Source organism: Sphingobacterium sp. DR205 (genome assembly GCF_011064245.1).
GTDB lineage: Bacteria > Bacteroidota > Bacteroidia > Sphingobacteriales > Sphingobacteriaceae > Sphingobacterium > Sphingobacterium athyrii.
This window is the reverse complement of sequence record NZ_CP049333.1, coordinates 2,792,441-2,807,269: the sequence shown is the minus strand read 5'-3', so window position 1 is coordinate 2,807,269 and position 14,829 is coordinate 2,792,441. Positions and strand designations below refer to the sequence as shown.

The 14,829-nt window shown below is 40.7% G+C and carries 16 protein-coding genes and 3 tRNA genes; 6 read left to right on the top strand and 13 right to left on the bottom strand.

Features of this window, described 5'->3' with window-relative positions:
• Positions 1–17: 17 nt before the first annotated feature.
• Together G6053_RS11840 and G6053_RS11835 are read right to left on the bottom strand one after the other, a co-directional pair.
• Positions 18–617 carry a TetR/AcrR family transcriptional regulator gene (locus G6053_RS11840; RefSeq protein ID WP_108632016.1) on the bottom strand — a complete coding sequence of 200 codons (600 nt, stop codon included), beginning with the start codon at positions 615–617 and terminating at the stop codon, positions 18–20.
• Between the two features lie 172 nt (positions 618–789).
• On the bottom strand, positions 790–1,461 hold the full coding sequence (locus G6053_RS11835) for an NUDIX domain-containing protein (protein ID WP_077434873.1): 672 nt from the start codon (positions 1,459–1,461) through the stop codon (positions 790–792).
• A gap of 182 nt (positions 1,462–1,643) precedes the next feature.
• On the opposite strand from G6053_RS11835, the gene pfkA reads away from it, so the two are divergent.
• The 6 genes from pfkA to G6053_RS11805 all read left to right on the top strand — a co-directional run bounded on the left by pfkA (position 1,644) and on the right by G6053_RS11805 (position 4,961).
• A complete protein-coding gene (gene pfkA / locus G6053_RS11830; protein ID WP_104382337.1) occupies positions 1,644–2,624 on the top strand; it encodes a 6-phosphofructokinase in 981 nt (326 codons plus the stop codon).
• Positions 2,625–2,642: 18 nt separating this feature from the next.
• A complete protein-coding gene (locus tag G6053_RS11825; protein ID WP_104382338.1) occupies positions 2,643–3,494 on the top strand; it encodes a hypothetical protein in 852 nt (283 codons plus the stop codon).
• Positions 3,495–3,498: 4 nt separating this feature from the next.
• The gene (gene gap, locus G6053_RS11820; RefSeq protein ID WP_108632017.1) at positions 3,499–4,497 is read left to right on the top strand and encodes a type I glyceraldehyde-3-phosphate dehydrogenase; all 999 of its coding nucleotides are present in this window, start codon (positions 3,499–3,501) and stop codon (positions 4,495–4,497) included.
• A gap of 177 nt (positions 4,498–4,674) precedes the next feature.
• Positions 4,675–4,750 (top strand) — tRNA-Phe (locus G6053_RS11815).
• 48 nt (positions 4,751–4,798) lie between these two features.
• A tRNA-Gly gene (locus G6053_RS11810) sits at positions 4,799–4,871 on the top strand.
• Between the two features lie 5 nt (positions 4,872–4,876).
• Positions 4,877–4,961: transfer RNA gene (locus tag G6053_RS11805), tRNA-Leu, on the top strand.
• On the opposite strand, the gene G6053_RS11800 is transcribed toward G6053_RS11805, so the two are convergent.
• The 11 genes from G6053_RS11800 to traM form a co-directional block, all read right to left on the bottom strand.
• On the bottom strand, positions 4,927–6,537 hold the full coding sequence (locus G6053_RS11800; protein WP_165306580.1) for a recombinase family protein: 1,611 nt from the start codon (positions 6,535–6,537) through the stop codon (positions 4,927–4,929). The genes G6053_RS11805 and G6053_RS11800 overlap by 35 nt on opposite strands.
• A gap of 321 nt (positions 6,538–6,858) precedes the next feature.
• Positions 6,859–7,164 carry a hypothetical protein gene (locus G6053_RS11795; protein ID WP_165306579.1) on the bottom strand — a complete coding sequence of 102 codons (306 nt, stop codon included), beginning with the start codon at positions 7,162–7,164 and terminating at the stop codon, positions 6,859–6,861.
• Between the two features lie 51 nt (positions 7,165–7,215).
• Entirely contained in the window at positions 7,216–8,376 is a 1,161-nt protein-coding gene (locus G6053_RS11790) for a hypothetical protein (RefSeq protein WP_165306578.1), read from the bottom strand.
• Positions 8,377–8,408: 32 nt separating this feature from the next.
• A complete protein-coding gene (locus G6053_RS11785; protein WP_165306577.1) occupies positions 8,409–9,209 on the bottom strand; it encodes a DUF3560 domain-containing protein in 801 nt (266 codons plus the stop codon).
• 25 nt (positions 9,210–9,234) lie between these two features.
• Entirely contained in the window at positions 9,235–10,050 is an 816-nt protein-coding gene (locus G6053_RS11780; RefSeq protein WP_165306576.1) for a DNA adenine methylase, read from the bottom strand.
• A gap of 37 nt (positions 10,051–10,087) precedes the next feature.
• On the bottom strand, positions 10,088–11,005 hold the full coding sequence (locus tag G6053_RS11775) for a hypothetical protein (RefSeq protein ID WP_165306575.1): 918 nt from the start codon (positions 11,003–11,005) through the stop codon (positions 10,088–10,090).
• A 10-nt stretch (positions 11,006–11,015) separates the two neighbouring features.
• Entirely contained in the window at positions 11,016–11,282 is a 267-nt protein-coding gene (locus G6053_RS11770; protein ID WP_165306574.1) for a hypothetical protein, read from the bottom strand.
• A 21-nt stretch (positions 11,283–11,303) separates the two neighbouring features.
• Positions 11,304–12,137 (bottom strand): hypothetical protein, encoded by an 834-nt coding sequence (locus tag G6053_RS11765; protein ID WP_165306573.1) that lies wholly within the window; start codon positions 12,135–12,137, stop codon positions 11,304–11,306.
• Between the two features lie 24 nt (positions 12,138–12,161).
• Positions 12,162–12,698, bottom strand: coding sequence for a hypothetical protein (locus G6053_RS11760; RefSeq protein WP_165306572.1), 537 nt, complete (start codon positions 12,696–12,698; stop codon positions 12,162–12,164).
• Between the two features lie 16 nt (positions 12,699–12,714).
• On the bottom strand, positions 12,715–13,548 hold the full coding sequence (traN, locus tag G6053_RS11755) for a conjugative transposon protein TraN (RefSeq protein WP_165306571.1): 834 nt from the start codon (positions 13,546–13,548) through the stop codon (positions 12,715–12,717).
• 30 nt (positions 13,549–13,578) lie between these two features.
• Complete coding sequence (gene traM, locus G6053_RS11750; RefSeq protein ID WP_165306570.1) at positions 13,579–14,829, bottom strand: conjugative transposon protein TraM; 1,251 nt, start codon at positions 14,827–14,829, stop codon at positions 13,579–13,581.

Genomic DNA, 14,829 nt, shown 5'->3' with positions numbered 1-14,829 from the left:
TTGTCCTAATTTTATATCTACTTTTTATTTATACCATTAAAAAACAGCTTCGTAGCCAGTTTTTGTTTCTGTAACACTTCATCAAAACGATCCTGATTTGGTATCCCAGAAATGATATCTGAAATATTGCACATCAAGGAAAGACTCTTCATCAGTTCCACATAGATTTCCGCTGTTTCATACAAATGTTCTTCGTTGAGTTCACCCTTCTCCGCGCCTACCTTAAATATTTCATAGAGCGCCTTTACATCACGATTATGAAGACACTGAAAGAAATCCTGCATCGAAAGCCCTTTAATCCATTCCAGGTTCTCGTTCATGTGCAACATATAATACTTGCGCACAAAAGCATCCCGCATCTCTAAAATTTTCATAATCAGATCATAAGTTGTCCCTGTATGTGCAGCAACCAACTTTTCCTCCTCCGCTCTATACTCATCTGTCAAACGTATAAGAACGTCCCGTATAAGCGCATTCTTCTCCGAGTAATAATAATATAAATTCGCCTTGGTGATTTTTATATCCTCTGCAATTTCATTCATTGTTGTCTTACTAAATCCATAATGCATAAAGCGTCTTATGGCAGCATCAATGATCTGGTCTTTTCTATCTTCCATTCTTCAAAAAACTCCTTTCTACTTTCTGACTTTTATCAGAAATTGTTCAAAAATATAAAAAGTAACATCTCGCACAAAATATATTTTGAAATCGATAATAATTTGATATTTAGTTGACAACAAAAAAGGCAAACTTTAGAAGTTTGCCTTGCCCTTAATAACTCAGATTTTATTAAAACGCTACAGTATTCTGAAAATGTTTGAGGAATTTTCTTTTATCCAGTTTGTACAGACGGGCCGCCCGATAAGCAACTCCGGTCTGAACTTCATCCAGCTCCTTTAGAAAACCGTAATTCTGCATTTTCTTTCTAAAATTGCGTTTATCCAATGTTTTATTTAATATTCCCTCGTATACCAATTGCAACTGGGTAAGGGTGAATTTTTCAGGTAACAGTTCAAAAGCGATCGGTTTATAAGCCAGACGACGCTGCAATCTTTCCAGACATAGGTCCAAAATCTGCTTATGGTCAAATGCCAGTTCAGGAACATTTCTCACCGGAAACCATTTTGCCTGTTTCATGTAATTTGTAACAGGCTTTGTTTTTAATTTTGTATTATCAAGTTGAACAAGGGCATAATAAGCTACGGTCAGAATACGTCCCTTTGGGTGCCGTTTGAGGCCCGCAAAAGAATGTAACTGATCCATAAATACATCTTTCAAACCTGTATTTTCATACAAAATTCTTTTTACGGCATCTTCCATCTCTTCGTCATTATCCACGAAAAAGCCTGGCAATGCCCACCAATCCTTAAAAGGATATTCATTTCTTTCAGCCAAAAGAACTTTTAATTCTCCTTCATGAAAGCCTAATATGACACAGTCTACGGTAAAATTACTATACAAAACTTCTAAATTTATTTATGTGCAATATACTGAGCTAAATTTATCGGCTACTAATCATCGGGTTATCTGTAACAATTATACGCTTCCTAAACGTGATGCGCAAAAAAATAATGAAAAATTTATTCAAAGTGTAGAATATACACTATAAAAATCTTATATTCGTAAAACCTAAAATATAGAGTGTGATAAAAGAAATTAAAAAAATAGGCGTATTAACATCTGGCGGTGACGCACCCGGCATGAATGCCTGCATTCGTGCTGTTGTCCGTACAGCGCTACATAAGGGCCTCCAGGTAACCGGGATTTATCAGGGTTATCAAGGTCTGATTGACGGAAATTTTAAAGAAATGGATACCCGCTCAGTGAGCAACATCATACAGCGCGGTGGTACGATATTAAAAACAGCACGTTGTCTTGAGTTTAAAACAACCGAAGGACGAAAAATCGCTTACGATAATTTGAAGGCAGCAGAAATTGATGCTTTGGTGGTGATCGGTGGTGACGGAACCTTTACCGGTGCGAATTTCTTCTCCAAAGAATTTGAGATTCCGATTGTAGGTATTCCCGGAACAATTGACAACGACCTTTACGGATCTGACTATACTATTGGTTATGATACCGCCAATAACACCGTTATCGAGGCCATTGACAAAATCAGAGATACGGCTGCCTCCCATGAGCGTCTTTTCTTTGTTGAGGTCATGGGCAGAGACTCGGGATGTATCGCATTAAACGCTGGAATTGCCGGTGGTGCAGAGGCCATCTTGCTTCCGGAGAAAGAGACGGCTATTGATGATCTGATTCGTCACCTGGAAGATGGTGCGATTAAAAAGAAATCCTCATCCATTGTTATTGTTGCTGAAGGTGACCAAAATGGTGGTGCATACTATGTTGCAAAAAAAGTAAAGGAAAAATTTGATCATTACGACACGAAAGTTAGTATATTAGGGCATTTACAACGTGGTGGATCTCCAACGAGTTTTGACCGCGTATTAGCCAGTCGATTGGGGTTTGCTGCCGTGAATGAAATTTTAGCAGGCAATACACGCATCACCGTGGGGCTCCGTGGTAATGAAATCAAAACTACACCGATTGAAGAGGCTATCAGCAACAAGGAAATTAAACTTAGCCCTGATCTATTGGAAATGGCTGAGATTTTATAATATAAAGCAAAGCAGACTATGATAGCAGTAGTATACAGTGGATCTCGATTCTCAGACTGGCGGTTGGCTGACAAAGGCCGGATAACCACCGGATTTCGCATGAATGGTATCAACCCCTATCTTCAGGATGAACGGTCCATACTACAGCATTTAAATAGAAACACCAATCTGATCAATAACGCTGAAAAAATTAAGCGTATTTATTTTTTTGGTGCCGGTTCTTCCTCCAAGGAACGCAAAGATAAAATCAAAAATGTCTTTGAACGTTTCTTTGTCAACGCAAGGGTCAAGGTAGACCACGATGTCATTGCTTCGGCTATTTCAACTTTCGGGGATGAAAAAGGCATTGTAGGCATTATTGGAAGCGGATCGAATGCGGCTTATTATACCGGAAAGAAAATCATAGAGAACAACTATGGCTTGGGCTATATCCTCGCGGATGAAGGGGCGACAAACTGGAATAGTCAGCAGTTGCTGAAACACTATATGACAGACACCCTCCCGCTCGATCTGAAAGAAAAATTGGAAAAAGAGTTTACCCTGGATAAGAAAAGTATTTTGGAGAAGGTGTATATTGCACCGCAACCTACTAACTTCTTAAATTCATTTACGGATTTTGTACTTGAAAACAAAGAGCATCTCTTTATCAATCAGTTGATCAAAAATGGATTACGTATTTTCATTAAAACCTATATTAAGCCATTAATGAAGGAATATCCGGATAGTGATGTGAATTTTACGGGTTCGGTGGCATTCAATTATGAAAATATCCTCCGGGAGGTAGCGACAGATGAATTTAATATCAGTATTGGCACCGTGGTCAAGGAGCCGATACATAATTTAATTAAATATTATATCAATAAAAATTAAGAATATGAAAATTGGAATTAACGGATTTGGCCGTATTGGTCGTTTAGCATTCAGAGCTGCTATCAATCGTCCAGAAATTGAAATTGTTGGTATCAATGACTTAGTTGAGCCGGATTACATGGCTTATATGTTGAAATACGATTCAACTCACGGTAAATTTGACGGTACTGTAGAGGTGAAAGACGGTAACTTGGTCGTGAATGGCAAAACAATCCGTGTGACTGCTGAAAAAGATCCGGCAAACTTGAAATGGAATGAAGTAGGTGCTGAAGTAATCATCGAATCTACAGGTTTCTTCCTGACACAAGAGTTAGCGCAAAAACACATTGATGCAGGTGCGAAAAAAGTTGTGATGTCAGCTCCGGCAAAAGATGATACACCAACATTCGTAATGGGTGTAAACCACAAAGAATTAAAAGCTGATCAACATATCGTTTCGAATGCTTCTTGTACAACAAACTGTTTGGCGCCTATCGCTAAGGTATTGAATGACAAATTCGGTATCATTGAAGGTTTGATGACTACTGTACATGCTGTAACAGCTACACAAAAAACTGTAGATGGTCCTTCTGTAAAAGACTGGAGAGGTGGCCGTGGAGCTTACCAAAACATTATCCCTTCTTCTACAGGTGCTGCTAAGGCTGTAGGTCTAGTTCTTCCTGAATTGAAAGGTAAACTGACAGGTATGTCGCTACGTGTTCCTACTGCTGACGTTTCAGTTGTTGACTTAACAGTACGTTTAAACAAAGGTGCTTCTTACGAAGAGATCAAAGCTGCAATGAAAGAAGCTTCTGAAGGTGAGTTGAAGGGTATCTTGGGTTACACTGAGGATGACGTTGTTTCAACAGACTTCTTGGGTGATGCGCGTACTTCAATCTTCGATGCTAAAGCTGGTATTTCTTTGAATGATAACTTCGTTAAAGTTGTATCTTGGTATGATAACGAGTGGGGTTATTCAAACAAAATCGTTGATTTAGTATTAGAAGTAGGTAAATTATCTTAATAAGATCCACCTAGACAATATTGGAGGGCTATTCAGATCGAATAGCCCTTTATTTTTTCCGCTTAGGAATCAACAGGTTGGCGTTTAAGCGCAAAAAAAAGCGCTTTTGCCTTTTGAATTTCAAATAATCCCTCTATATTTGCAGCATCAATAAGGCAATTGTCTCCCATTGAAAAAGGTGCCATAGCTCAGTTGGTAGAGCAAAGGACTGAAAATCCTTGTGTCGCTGGTTCGAATCCAGCTGGCACCACCAAAAGAAACAGAACGCGATGTTCTAGCTTACTTTGAAAAATAATTCCATGCGAAAATAGCTCAGTTGGTAGAGCACAACCTTGCCAAGGTTGGGGTCGCGAGTTCGAATCTCGTTTTTCGCTCACCTGCCTAGGTGGTGGAACTGGTAGACACGCAGGACTTAAAATCCTGTTCCCGTTAAGGGAGTGCGGGTTCGATTCCCGCCCTAGGTACTAAAGTTGCAAAAGAGGAATAATCCAGATCTAATTCTGGTATTCCTCTTTTCTTTTTTGTAATAACTTGTTGAGAATAAGCAAGGTACAAAAAGACAAAATTTATCCTCTTGGTTCGACATTTGTCTGAATTCTTCGAATAGTATAATCCCTCAGGAAATATCAAATTTTGAATACTTTGCTTAGTGACATAATCGCTGGAAGCCCACGTGGACGGCATATTCACCGCAAAATCAATAGCTGCTTGTATGCATTCATCGAGGTTCGACACCTTGTTTGACGCTTTCTCCAGTTTAGCTTCCAATTCACTCTTCTCCACTTTATATTTAGCATTAAATTTTTGATATAACTCTTTATCGATTTCCTCTTCAATGAACCGCTCCTCTAATCTATAAATTTTATCCTTTAAGGTTTTGTATTCCTTTTCCAGCAAATAGTAATCTTCCTGAGATTCTTTTGTCAGTTGATTAAATGTAGCTGTCATTTGCTCTTTTAATAATTCCATCATCTCCGACTGTGGGTAAAGGCTAAAATGGCTAAGAATGGATTCAAACTGTGTATTTAAATCTCTGGCGCTTTTATTTACGCAACAGTGCTTTGTATTGCATTTATAGTAATAGAGCCCTTTCTTTTTGACCAAATATCCTCTAAGCGGTTGATTGCATTTCTCACATAAAACAAATCGTTTTAAAGGTATGTGTTCGTTTTCTTCATTTACAGTGTATCCATGAGCATTTTGACTCAGTAAGCCATTTACTTTAAGGAACACTTCCTGTGAAATCATTTTTTCATGTTTGCCTTCGACAATTTGGCCTTCTAAGGAATTGTGGACGATCAGTCCGCAGTAAAATGGATTATGAAATATCTTAGAGAGCATCTGATGGCTTATACGAAGTCCTTTTTCCGCTAATCTTTCGCGTATTGCTTCACTGGTTAATCCATGATTGGCTTTCCAGAGGAATGCCTGTCGGATAAGTTTCCCTTTAGCGTTCACTATTATCCGTCGCTCTTTTTTCTTACCTATTATATCAAAGCCCAATGCTGGTTTTGACGGCCACTCTCCTTTCAAGAGCATTTCTTTGATTCCATCCCGACATTTCTGCTTACGTAATTGATTATCAAATTCTCCAAATAAAAACAACATTTTTTGCTGCATTTGCCCGGAGGGATTTGATGTATCGATGGGCTGGGTAACTGATATAATTTCTATACCGAGTTTTCTAAGCTCTGAGCTTAGCCAAATTGAATTGTCATTTCTTGAAAATCGCTCCAGGCTTGCAACCAGTATTGATGATACTTTTTCCTTTGATTTTTTAACAAAGGAAATCATGGCAGAAAATTCCCTTCTTTCATCCGTCATTGCACTTTCATAGGTACCACCAAAGTTTGCCAAAACTGTAAGACCGTGCTGCTCCGCGTAATTATTACAATATTTTAATTGTGTATCGAGGCTAAGATTCTTTTCCTGGTCTTTACTGCTTACACGGGTATAGATTACGCAATTTTTGCTATTCCTGAAATTTCCTTTTTTTGTACCCTTTGCAAAGGATTTAAAAAATATAGATAATTTTTCCATAAACCACTGATTTGGAGTAAATAACTGTATCCCAAGGTAACCATTAATCCTCGGAACTCCTCCTCTTTAGCAGAAGATTATACCGTCTGAAAACAATTTCTGTAAACCGCTTTAAAACCGATATTAACTCGGCAGCCTCATCCTCAGAAAGATTAGAAAATATGCCTCTGGATTTTACCTCTTGTGTCGTAAGGTCGTGCTTCCTTAACGGTTTAATTTTTCCTTTTCTTCTCACATTTCCGTTTCTCATGTCTTAATCTCCTAAAGGAAAATGGCCCATTAGGGCCATTGTTAATAAAAAAATTTACTGGATCCCAGCTTTTATAAAACTGCTTCTTTATTAAATAGCTTTGTATTATTTATACCATGTTTTCTTACGGAATCTTTAAAATCCATCCATAAGCGGATATTTAAATCTGCTAACTCTTGCAATTCGTCGGCGCTAAGTTTATGCGGATTGAATACAGCGCCTGCTTTGTCATCACCTACTGGTGCTGTAAATCCGAAAATATTGGGCGCATAGGCTTCTGCGATCTCCAGACTTTTTCCAATGGCAACACTATTGCCATATAATTTTATCGTTTTACCGTTGCTGAACGACAAAACCCGTTTTTTAATTTCTGCCATAAATGTTTCTTCTGTGTTTTACGTTAGTAGGTCAATAATGCTACTGCTGCACTATCGCTTAAGTATAGGGGAACGCTTTAGGCTCTTTTTTAATTCTTTTTGTCGTTCCAAATATTGATCACAGGTCACCATACATAGTTTTGAAAGACCGGCCTTTTGAATATGATGCATTGCTTCGAGCAGGTTATCCTTTTTTATCATTGACAGAGCTTTTAATCCCGCCGCTTTAGCAGATTCATTTATTGTTCCGTCTTTTGACAAGAGCGTATTTAAAATATCATGAGTAGGCGCCAATACAGTTAGCCGGTTAAGTTCTTTCTCAATATAGTTTCCATTATTGAGTTTAAGAACAAGAGTTCCTTGCTCTTGCTGATGCCCTACGACTCTGCCAATACCATCTTCTGCCCATCTTTTAGACATGAAAACAGGTTTCCCATAAAACGTACTTAGCCCGTCATCCAACGATGAACCTATAATACGGAGCCTGTTTTTATAAAACTGGGTTTGCTCCTGAAACGTACGGAATCTGCCGGCTACCAGTAAACGCTCTGCCGCTATATTATCAGTAAATGGCAAATAATCCTCTATACTGATTTTTCCGGAATACTTTACCGAAACAGGATTACTACTTTTCTGATAGAGCTGATTTTTTAGATATTTTGGGTTGCTCAGGTTTAATTCCAGGACAAGTGACTTTTGCCTGAATTCCAGTGCTTGTGCAGCGGCATCAGTCGCTTTATCCAGTGCAACAGCCGCTTTATCTTCGGCAAGCTTTATCCGGGCTTTCAGATCCAGCTTGTTAAAGCGGTCCGTTTCTGTTTTAAGTACTTGCCGGATTCTCTCAGCTCTGCGTAGATGGACGACATGGTTATCCCTGCATTTTTTTTCTTTAATATCATACTTAGCCGCGATAAGAATATTTTTATTGAGCCGCTGCATGATCTTTTTTTCAAAGGGAATTCTTTTTCCTTTGAAACCCTGATCCTTAAATCCGATTTTAGTAAACCGTTCGATAACGGTTTTACACAGATCGAAGTCAGATTTTGATATCCAGCAGTTACTAGGATTGCTCCATCGCAATTTATATTTCAGTAACCGCTTATGTCGCGCAGGAAGTTTAAAGTATGCTTCTTTTCCAGTATGGATTTCAAGGAAGCCCGTTTCTAAGTTCCGTATTAAATAATTCTCTTCTTTGTTTTCTTCACTCATCATTATTCCTCCAGGCCATGTTGTACAAATAACAACTATAGGCCCTTTCCTTTTCTATTCGTTCTCGTTTTCTTTTCTAGAGTTATCTGTCCAGGAATCTTGCTTAGGCACTTCTTATAGAAATCCAGTTTTTCTATGATATGTCCCAGCCGCTCTTCATAAAAGACCCTTTCTTTATCACTGACTGGTTCTGGTTTCGAGTGAGCATAGAATTTACCTTCTAATCTTCTATTACAAACCTTGAGATCGCGTTCGCATTCTTTGATCCTGTTTCCCAGGTAAAATGGATCTTCGTATTTTTTTCCATCAGCTTCTTTTCTCGCCCATTCTGCCTGTTTTCTATAGAAATCGGCCTTATCCATTTCTTCGAAGGCTTTACCAAATTTGTTGTGGATTCTATCCCTGAAATTCCGATCAGCTTTTTCACTATGGTGGCCAACGAGAATCGGTTGCCCTAAAGGGATCTGGCCAGCCATTGATTTGGCCTGACCATAGAGTTGCTCTGATCGCTCATCTGATTTAGCAGCCCTCGCTAATGCCCGATCAGCTCTTGATTCAGATTTTTCTTTTTCCCGTTGTATCTGCTGTTCAAAACTCAGTTTTTCGCCGATAGCCTCCTTATAAATAAAGCCCATGCTATCGAGCTGACGTCTTAAATATCCAGCATTTTCACTCTTTGCTTTTGATATCCAACAATTTTGAGTCCTACTCCATAAGCAATATCTTCTAATCGTATCTTTCTGTTCCGTGGTAAGCATTTCGAAAAACTGCTTTTCGGAGAAGATATTGACTTTGCCGGTTTCCAGGTTTATTAAGTAATGAGGTGGCTTTTCCATATATTTTCCGTTTTATTTTTAATTCCTACCCAGGCAACACGATGGGATAATTAGCAACCAACATTTCTACTTTTTTTTTCGGGTTGCCCCCTTTTATATTTACGGTAACGAGCATTTCCTTTTTCAGTACCTGCCATTTATACTTCTTGATAAACCGGTCCAAAATTTCAGACGGGTAAGAAGATAGTAGGAACTTACCTTTAATGCGGGCGAGCATTTTAAGTAAAGATTCGTAATCCTGTTCCGTGTAACCTTTATAGTGTCCCATATTGGAACCGATATAAGGTGGGTCACAGTAAAAGAATGCATCCTTATGATCCCGGCTCTGAATGATATACAGTGCGTCCGCACATTCGATCTGGGCATTGCGCAGCCGTTGCAAATACCGATCATCGAAACTTTGCCGTTTTACGGCGATTCTTTTTGAAGTTGAATTCTGCGTTTTATCAAAGCCGAAAGGACCATCCAGTTTACCTGCGAACCCCAGCGCAGATAAAGTCCATACGGCCCATGCCCGTTTCACCTCATCAAAAAGATCCGGGTTATTATAAATAACGATAGCAGAATGATGTGCATCTCTACTGTGCAGGGTTTGCTCTATCAATGCAGCCAACTCATCGAATCTCTTACTTGCCACCCTGTAAAAATTCATCAGCTCCTTATTGGTATCGTTGATAACCTCTATTTCTGAAGGAGGTTTCATAAAATAAACCGCGCCGCCGCCCAAGAAGGGCTCACAGTAAAGGATATGCTCGGGTATGAGCGAAATGATCCATGGGGCGAGTGTTTGTTTACCACCATAATAGGTTAAAGGTGGTCTTAGTCGTGTGTTTTTTTCCATGCTCACTAATGCGTTCTCACTTATTTAAAAATTGTTATTACAATCCCGGTCCTTTTTTGCCTTTGCCCGGTTTTTTATTCTGATTCAATTTTGTCCACAACTGCCAATTCACAATTTTGCCCTTATCATTACGGAATTCAAGAGTTTTATCTTCTGGCTTGACATAAATACTGCCAGAAACTATCCGGCTGTTAATCATCAGGGATGTTTCATATTGCTTTCCTTTTCCAAGCCCTGCAAGCATCTCAGATAACTCGATAATATCCGGCTGCTTGACAAAAGGCATCTGCTTTATTGTTTCGGAGACATCGAAATCGGGATATACTTTCAAATAACCTTTTTCTTCCTTAACCCAGCAAAGCTCTCCTGACTCTTCATTACCGTGGTACTTTAACAGCGATCCTCCTTTCAGTAACAGGACTGCCTGTTCAATGTCTATATCGTTACCGTTATTATGAATGGGAACAACAATCATTTTCTCATAGGGCGAGCGGTCCGGTAATGGAAGGATTTCCTCTAATACAGTATTGGCAAAGTACTTCAATGCAAGCTTGTCGGCAATGTCATTGGCTGTGGGATCGCCGCTGGTACGGAGCTGATCGAGTTGCTCAAAAAATTGGAGCAGAGACTCTTTTTTATAAATCGGATAAAGTGCCCATTTTATGTCCTTCATCTTTTTTTCCAATTCAAGGGTATCGATTCCAGCATAATGGCCATGCTCAATGGGCACGACAAGCATTTTAGCCATGTAATCATGGGAAATATAGTCACCATTGGTTTCCCTTTGTATAGAAAATCGGTAATACACAGATTGATCATGGCTTCCATCCATTATATTGAGGTTTATTTCCTCGGAATGGACGTTAATATTTTCCCTTGAAATGATCTCTTTAAATGGCAGGCCAAGTTTGCTCAGGTAATCCGCCATGGTTTCAAAATCTTTTGCTCTTATCATATCAAACCATTTAAAAGTTTCTTCCTTTGCTTTTGCCAACTGTTTTCTTTTGCGCGGTTTCCTTTTCTATACCGTCGGCCGGGAAATTTTTACCTAATTCATGGTTTCTGCGGTTGAGTTCCATGCCTGCCAAAACCCTGGCATCCAGCTCACCGCTTAGGATACGGATGAGCAGATGCGTATGGGTAATGCTGAAAAGATAGAGCGGGTTCATCTCGTCTGATATAGCACCGGTCTCGGATGCTTTTCTGTAAATTTCAACTTGTTCTGGTGTCATAACTACGCTGTTTATCTATCTTTATCTTGACAAACCTTTATTCTGTTTCGGTTTCCAGGCCACTTTCTGTGGGCCCTGGTTTACCCAGGGCTTTTTTTTTACATAAGCTGTTTGCTTTGCATCCAGGTTTTCTTTTTTTACCGGCGAGGTTTCAATGCTGATGCCATTAGCGTCCATAAAGTTGATTTTACCGCGACGGGCATTGATGCCCAGAAAACCCTCTTCTTTGACGCCATTGCGTTCCATAACGATCTCGATCTTGTTGGCATGTTGCAGATCCTTGGCAAGCGCTTCAACAGAATCATATCTTTGTTTCGTTTCAAAATGGATCTCCGGCTTCTCCAATTGATTGATTAAATCAAAAGGCCGCTTTGCGTAATAATTATCGTGATAAGTATTAAGCAACAGGTTTCCTTTGTCGTCTGTTTTTCCTTCAGGATCAAGTGAGATATAGGCATTGAATCTGAATTGCTCTGCGGGTTGATCCTCTTCAACCTGACGGTAACCGATTATATTTTGCTTGTACACGGCTACGTTCTGACCATACTCCATCAGCCTGGCTGCCTCCTCGACCTTAATTTTCCAGGAAGGCCTTATCGATATCTGTGACATGACCTCCTCTCCTTTCATCAGAGTCGCCTGGCATCGGTTAAAAAAATAACGGTCATCGCTTCCATGCTTCTCAAAGGAAAGCTGGCAAAGGATGCTTTTGTCTTCATCCAAACGCTCTGCGTAATGGAGGACAAAATCCATTTTGCCTTCTTGCATTTGCCGTTCTAATTCCGGGAAAATAGACGGGGCAAAGCCGCGGATTTCCAGGCTTGTTTTTAAGTCTTCAAAATTTTCTACTTGCATAATATTGTTCCTTTAAATTTTTAATTACATGGATGGCCCATGGTTACGTTGTTGCTCACTTTGACTTCTGGAGCCAAGATCGGCCCCGTACCGTTTTTGATTTAAGCTGTTTGCTTGCTCCTCGGCAGTACTTTGGGAGGAAGGTGGTTTTAAGCTACCTTCCTGCAGGTTTTGCGGAATGCTGATTTTCGTATTGATGATACGCTGATCACTTGCCATCTTTACTCTTTCCATTTCTTTGTTATAGAAAAGCAGGTTGTCCACCCCTTTTGAAACCAGGTAGAATATCCGGCTCAGCAGTCCCGGATAGAGGGAACGAACCAATGATCCGCGTTGGAATTTCATTACAGTCATCAGCGCCTGTTCATCCTGGGTCAAGCCCACTCCGCTGTATAATCTTATCATCTGGTTATACTGCCGCAACTTCATATTGCGAAAACGACGGCTCTGCAAATCTTTTTGGCTGAGCTGCTTTGTAAAATATTCCTCCAGCCGGCTCCATTGTCCGAAATCATTAAACAGTGTTTTTGGGTTTCCTTGTTTTTCCAGTGTATATTCCATAATACAGGTATTGATATCAGTAGGAAAATGCCTTCGCTTTTAATAACTGCTTTTGAGATAACTTACAGTTCAGATTCCTATCGCCATTTGATTCCGAAAGCGCCATTACCAGGTTCTTGTTTTCGGCAATAGTAAATTTCGCGAAAGCAACGACGATGGATTGTCCATTTGCATCTTCAGGCTTGCCTTTGAATTGGATATAGATGGGCTCAATTTCAGTATCCTGGATAGCAGTCCTTTTAGCCCTGGACCGGTCCCTTATTGAAAAGCGTGGTTCATAGGCATTATAACCGATATGAGTATCATTGCAGAGGTTATAGCGAAAGAAAAGCACGTCGTCCTTTATATAAATGGATTCCAGTTTTATTTTCAGGCCATTTGCTTTTGCCTTTACACCGGTAATAAAGGGAGCAGCACCCAGCATTGTTGCTGCATAACTTTCAATTTCTTTTTCATTAAGAGAAACCCCTTTAAAGCTGGCCTTGGTCCTGTACGGCAATTTTGAAACATCAATAGTCAGCTGAGATGGCGCCGGACTATAGGTGACATTAAAGGAATAAATTTTCCCGTCAGAGGTAACTACATGCAGTGTACTTTCCTGCATCGTACTATCTACCGCTTTTACTTTAAGCAGGTTGCTTACCTTGGCAACGCGTTCGGCAGAGATCGATCCATCTCCCCTGTCTCCATCTTCTATCGGTGCCGGGAAAATGAGCATTGTAGTTTTATGAGCGCTTATCTGAAGCGGGTAAGAACCCGCGATATCGAGCGCTCTAACTTTTTGCTGACAGAATGCTGTCAGGCTACAAATGGATAATAATAGAGCGAAAACAAATTTTAAGTTCTTCATTGTTGTTTTTATTTTTTATTAAATGTTATACTAATTCGCGTCGCCACCTACCAGCAATACCTGCAGACCAGCATTTACAGTGGCTTTAATAAGTTTTACCTTCTTAGAAAAAAGGCTTTTGGCTGCCTCGATGCCGGCGCCAGCCGCCTGAGCGCCTATGGAGGGATCAAGGCTCATGAGCTGCATACTTTGAACCGCCCGGTCCGCGCCATCTTTGGCTGCATCCCTGGTAATTGCACCGGGAATACGGATGCCGGGCATGGCGTCCAATCCATATACTTTGAGCTCAACTGGAAAATGGCGGTTACCCAACCTGATACCGGTGATAGCAACCATGAGCCTTTCCCCTTCAAGCATACACGAACCGTATATAGGGGTTCCTTTCGGAATTTGGAAACCGGCGATATAGATTTCTTCCGCCAGTTGCATTTTAAGACTCGAACCGGAAACGACAGTCTGGGTTTCTGCTATAATGGCGGTAATCGACCTGCTATCGATACTATCGCCCGCCGTACTTGCATCAAAGCCGAAAAAGGCGCCTGTCTGCCGGACCTTCGTTAAGTTAAGAGCAGTAGCTGCCGATAAGGCATTGCCGGAAACCGGAACCGAAAGAATTTCTGTTTCCTTACCTACAGGCAAAATTCTTCCTCTTTTTTCCAGGGTATAGTCCTTAAGCCGCTGGCGATAGCGTTCCGGGTGCTGGATGTCGAGCACACGTTCCAGCATACCGTTGAGCTGGTCCAGTTCTGCATCCGGCTGCTGGCTATCGCCGGTCGCATTGTTAACCATTTGCTCGATACGTTGCAGCCCAGCAGATGACTGGAAATCTCTTTCCGGTTCGTTTCTGTAAAATCCGGGACTAGAATAATCTGGTGCGGGCGGTTGCCGCATGAGCCGCTCGAGATCATCGAGGCGCTGTTGAAGCCGTTGCTGCTGCATATCCTGGCCCATTAGGTTACTCCCAGAAGCCCCGGCATTGTTCCAATCACCGTTCCATGAAAACACGCTACCGGAAGCGGCGATGGTATCGGTCTTTATGGGTTCATTAATTGCCGTATCGCCTCCGTTGCTCTGATAAAGGCTCAACTTGTCCTCATTTTTATTTTTAAGCTGGGCATCGGGTAGCGTGGTATTGATACCGATCAGTTTCTGTTCAGGCTCCGGCTGGCTTCTTCCGCCGCCTAAGGCCCAAAATCCCAGCGTTATAAAGGGTAGGGTGATAAGAGGCAGCACCAGCAGCAATTTGCGAAAGCGCAATTGTTTTTGTGTCATGTTTTTCAT

Bases quoted from the DNA above. Each gene is read 5' to 3' on its own strand.
- G6053_RS11790 (WP_165306578.1), bottom strand. From the start codon at position 8,376: ATGATGAGTGAAGAAAACAAAGAAGAGAATTATTTAATACGGAACTTA.
- G6053_RS11760 (WP_165306572.1), bottom strand. From the start codon at position 12,698: ATGGAATATACACTGGAAAAACAAGGAAACCCAAAAACACTGTTTAAT.
- G6053_RS11780 (WP_165306576.1), bottom strand. From the start codon at position 10,050: ATGGAAAAAAACACACGACTAAGACCACCTTTAACCTATTATGGTGGT.
- G6053_RS11840 (WP_108632016.1), bottom strand. From the start codon at position 617: ATGGAAGATAGAAAAGACCAGATCATTGATGCTGCCATAAGACGCTTT.
- G6053_RS11800 (WP_165306580.1), bottom strand. From the start codon at position 6,537: ATGGAAAAATTATCTATATTTTTTAAATCCTTTGCAAAGGGTACAAAA.
- G6053_RS11770 (WP_165306574.1), bottom strand. From the start codon at position 11,282: ATGACACCAGAACAAGTTGAAATTTACAGAAAAGCATCCGAGACCGGT.
- G6053_RS11775 (WP_165306575.1), bottom strand. From the start codon at position 11,005: ATGATAAGAGCAAAAGATTTTGAAACCATGGCGGATTACCTGAGCAAA.
- gap (WP_108632017.1), top strand. From the start codon at position 3,499: ATGAAAATTGGAATTAACGGATTTGGCCGTATTGGTCGTTTAGCATTC.
- G6053_RS11795 (WP_165306579.1), bottom strand. From the start codon at position 7,164: ATGGCAGAAATTAAAAAACGGGTTTTGTCGTTCAGCAACGGTAAAACG.
- G6053_RS11765 (WP_165306573.1), bottom strand. From the start codon at position 12,137: ATGCAAGTAGAAAATTTTGAAGACTTAAAAACAAGCCTGGAAATCCGC.
- G6053_RS11785 (WP_165306577.1), bottom strand. From the start codon at position 9,209: ATGGAAAAGCCACCTCATTACTTAATAAACCTGGAAACCGGCAAAGTC.
- traN (WP_165306571.1), bottom strand. From the start codon at position 13,548: ATGAAGAACTTAAAATTTGTTTTCGCTCTATTATTATCCATTTGTAGC.
- traM (WP_165306570.1), bottom strand. From the start codon at position 14,829: ATGAAAAACATGACACAAAAACAATTGCGCTTTCGCAAATTGCTGCTG.
- G6053_RS11825 (WP_104382338.1), top strand. From the start codon at position 2,643: ATGATAGCAGTAGTATACAGTGGATCTCGATTCTCAGACTGGCGGTTG.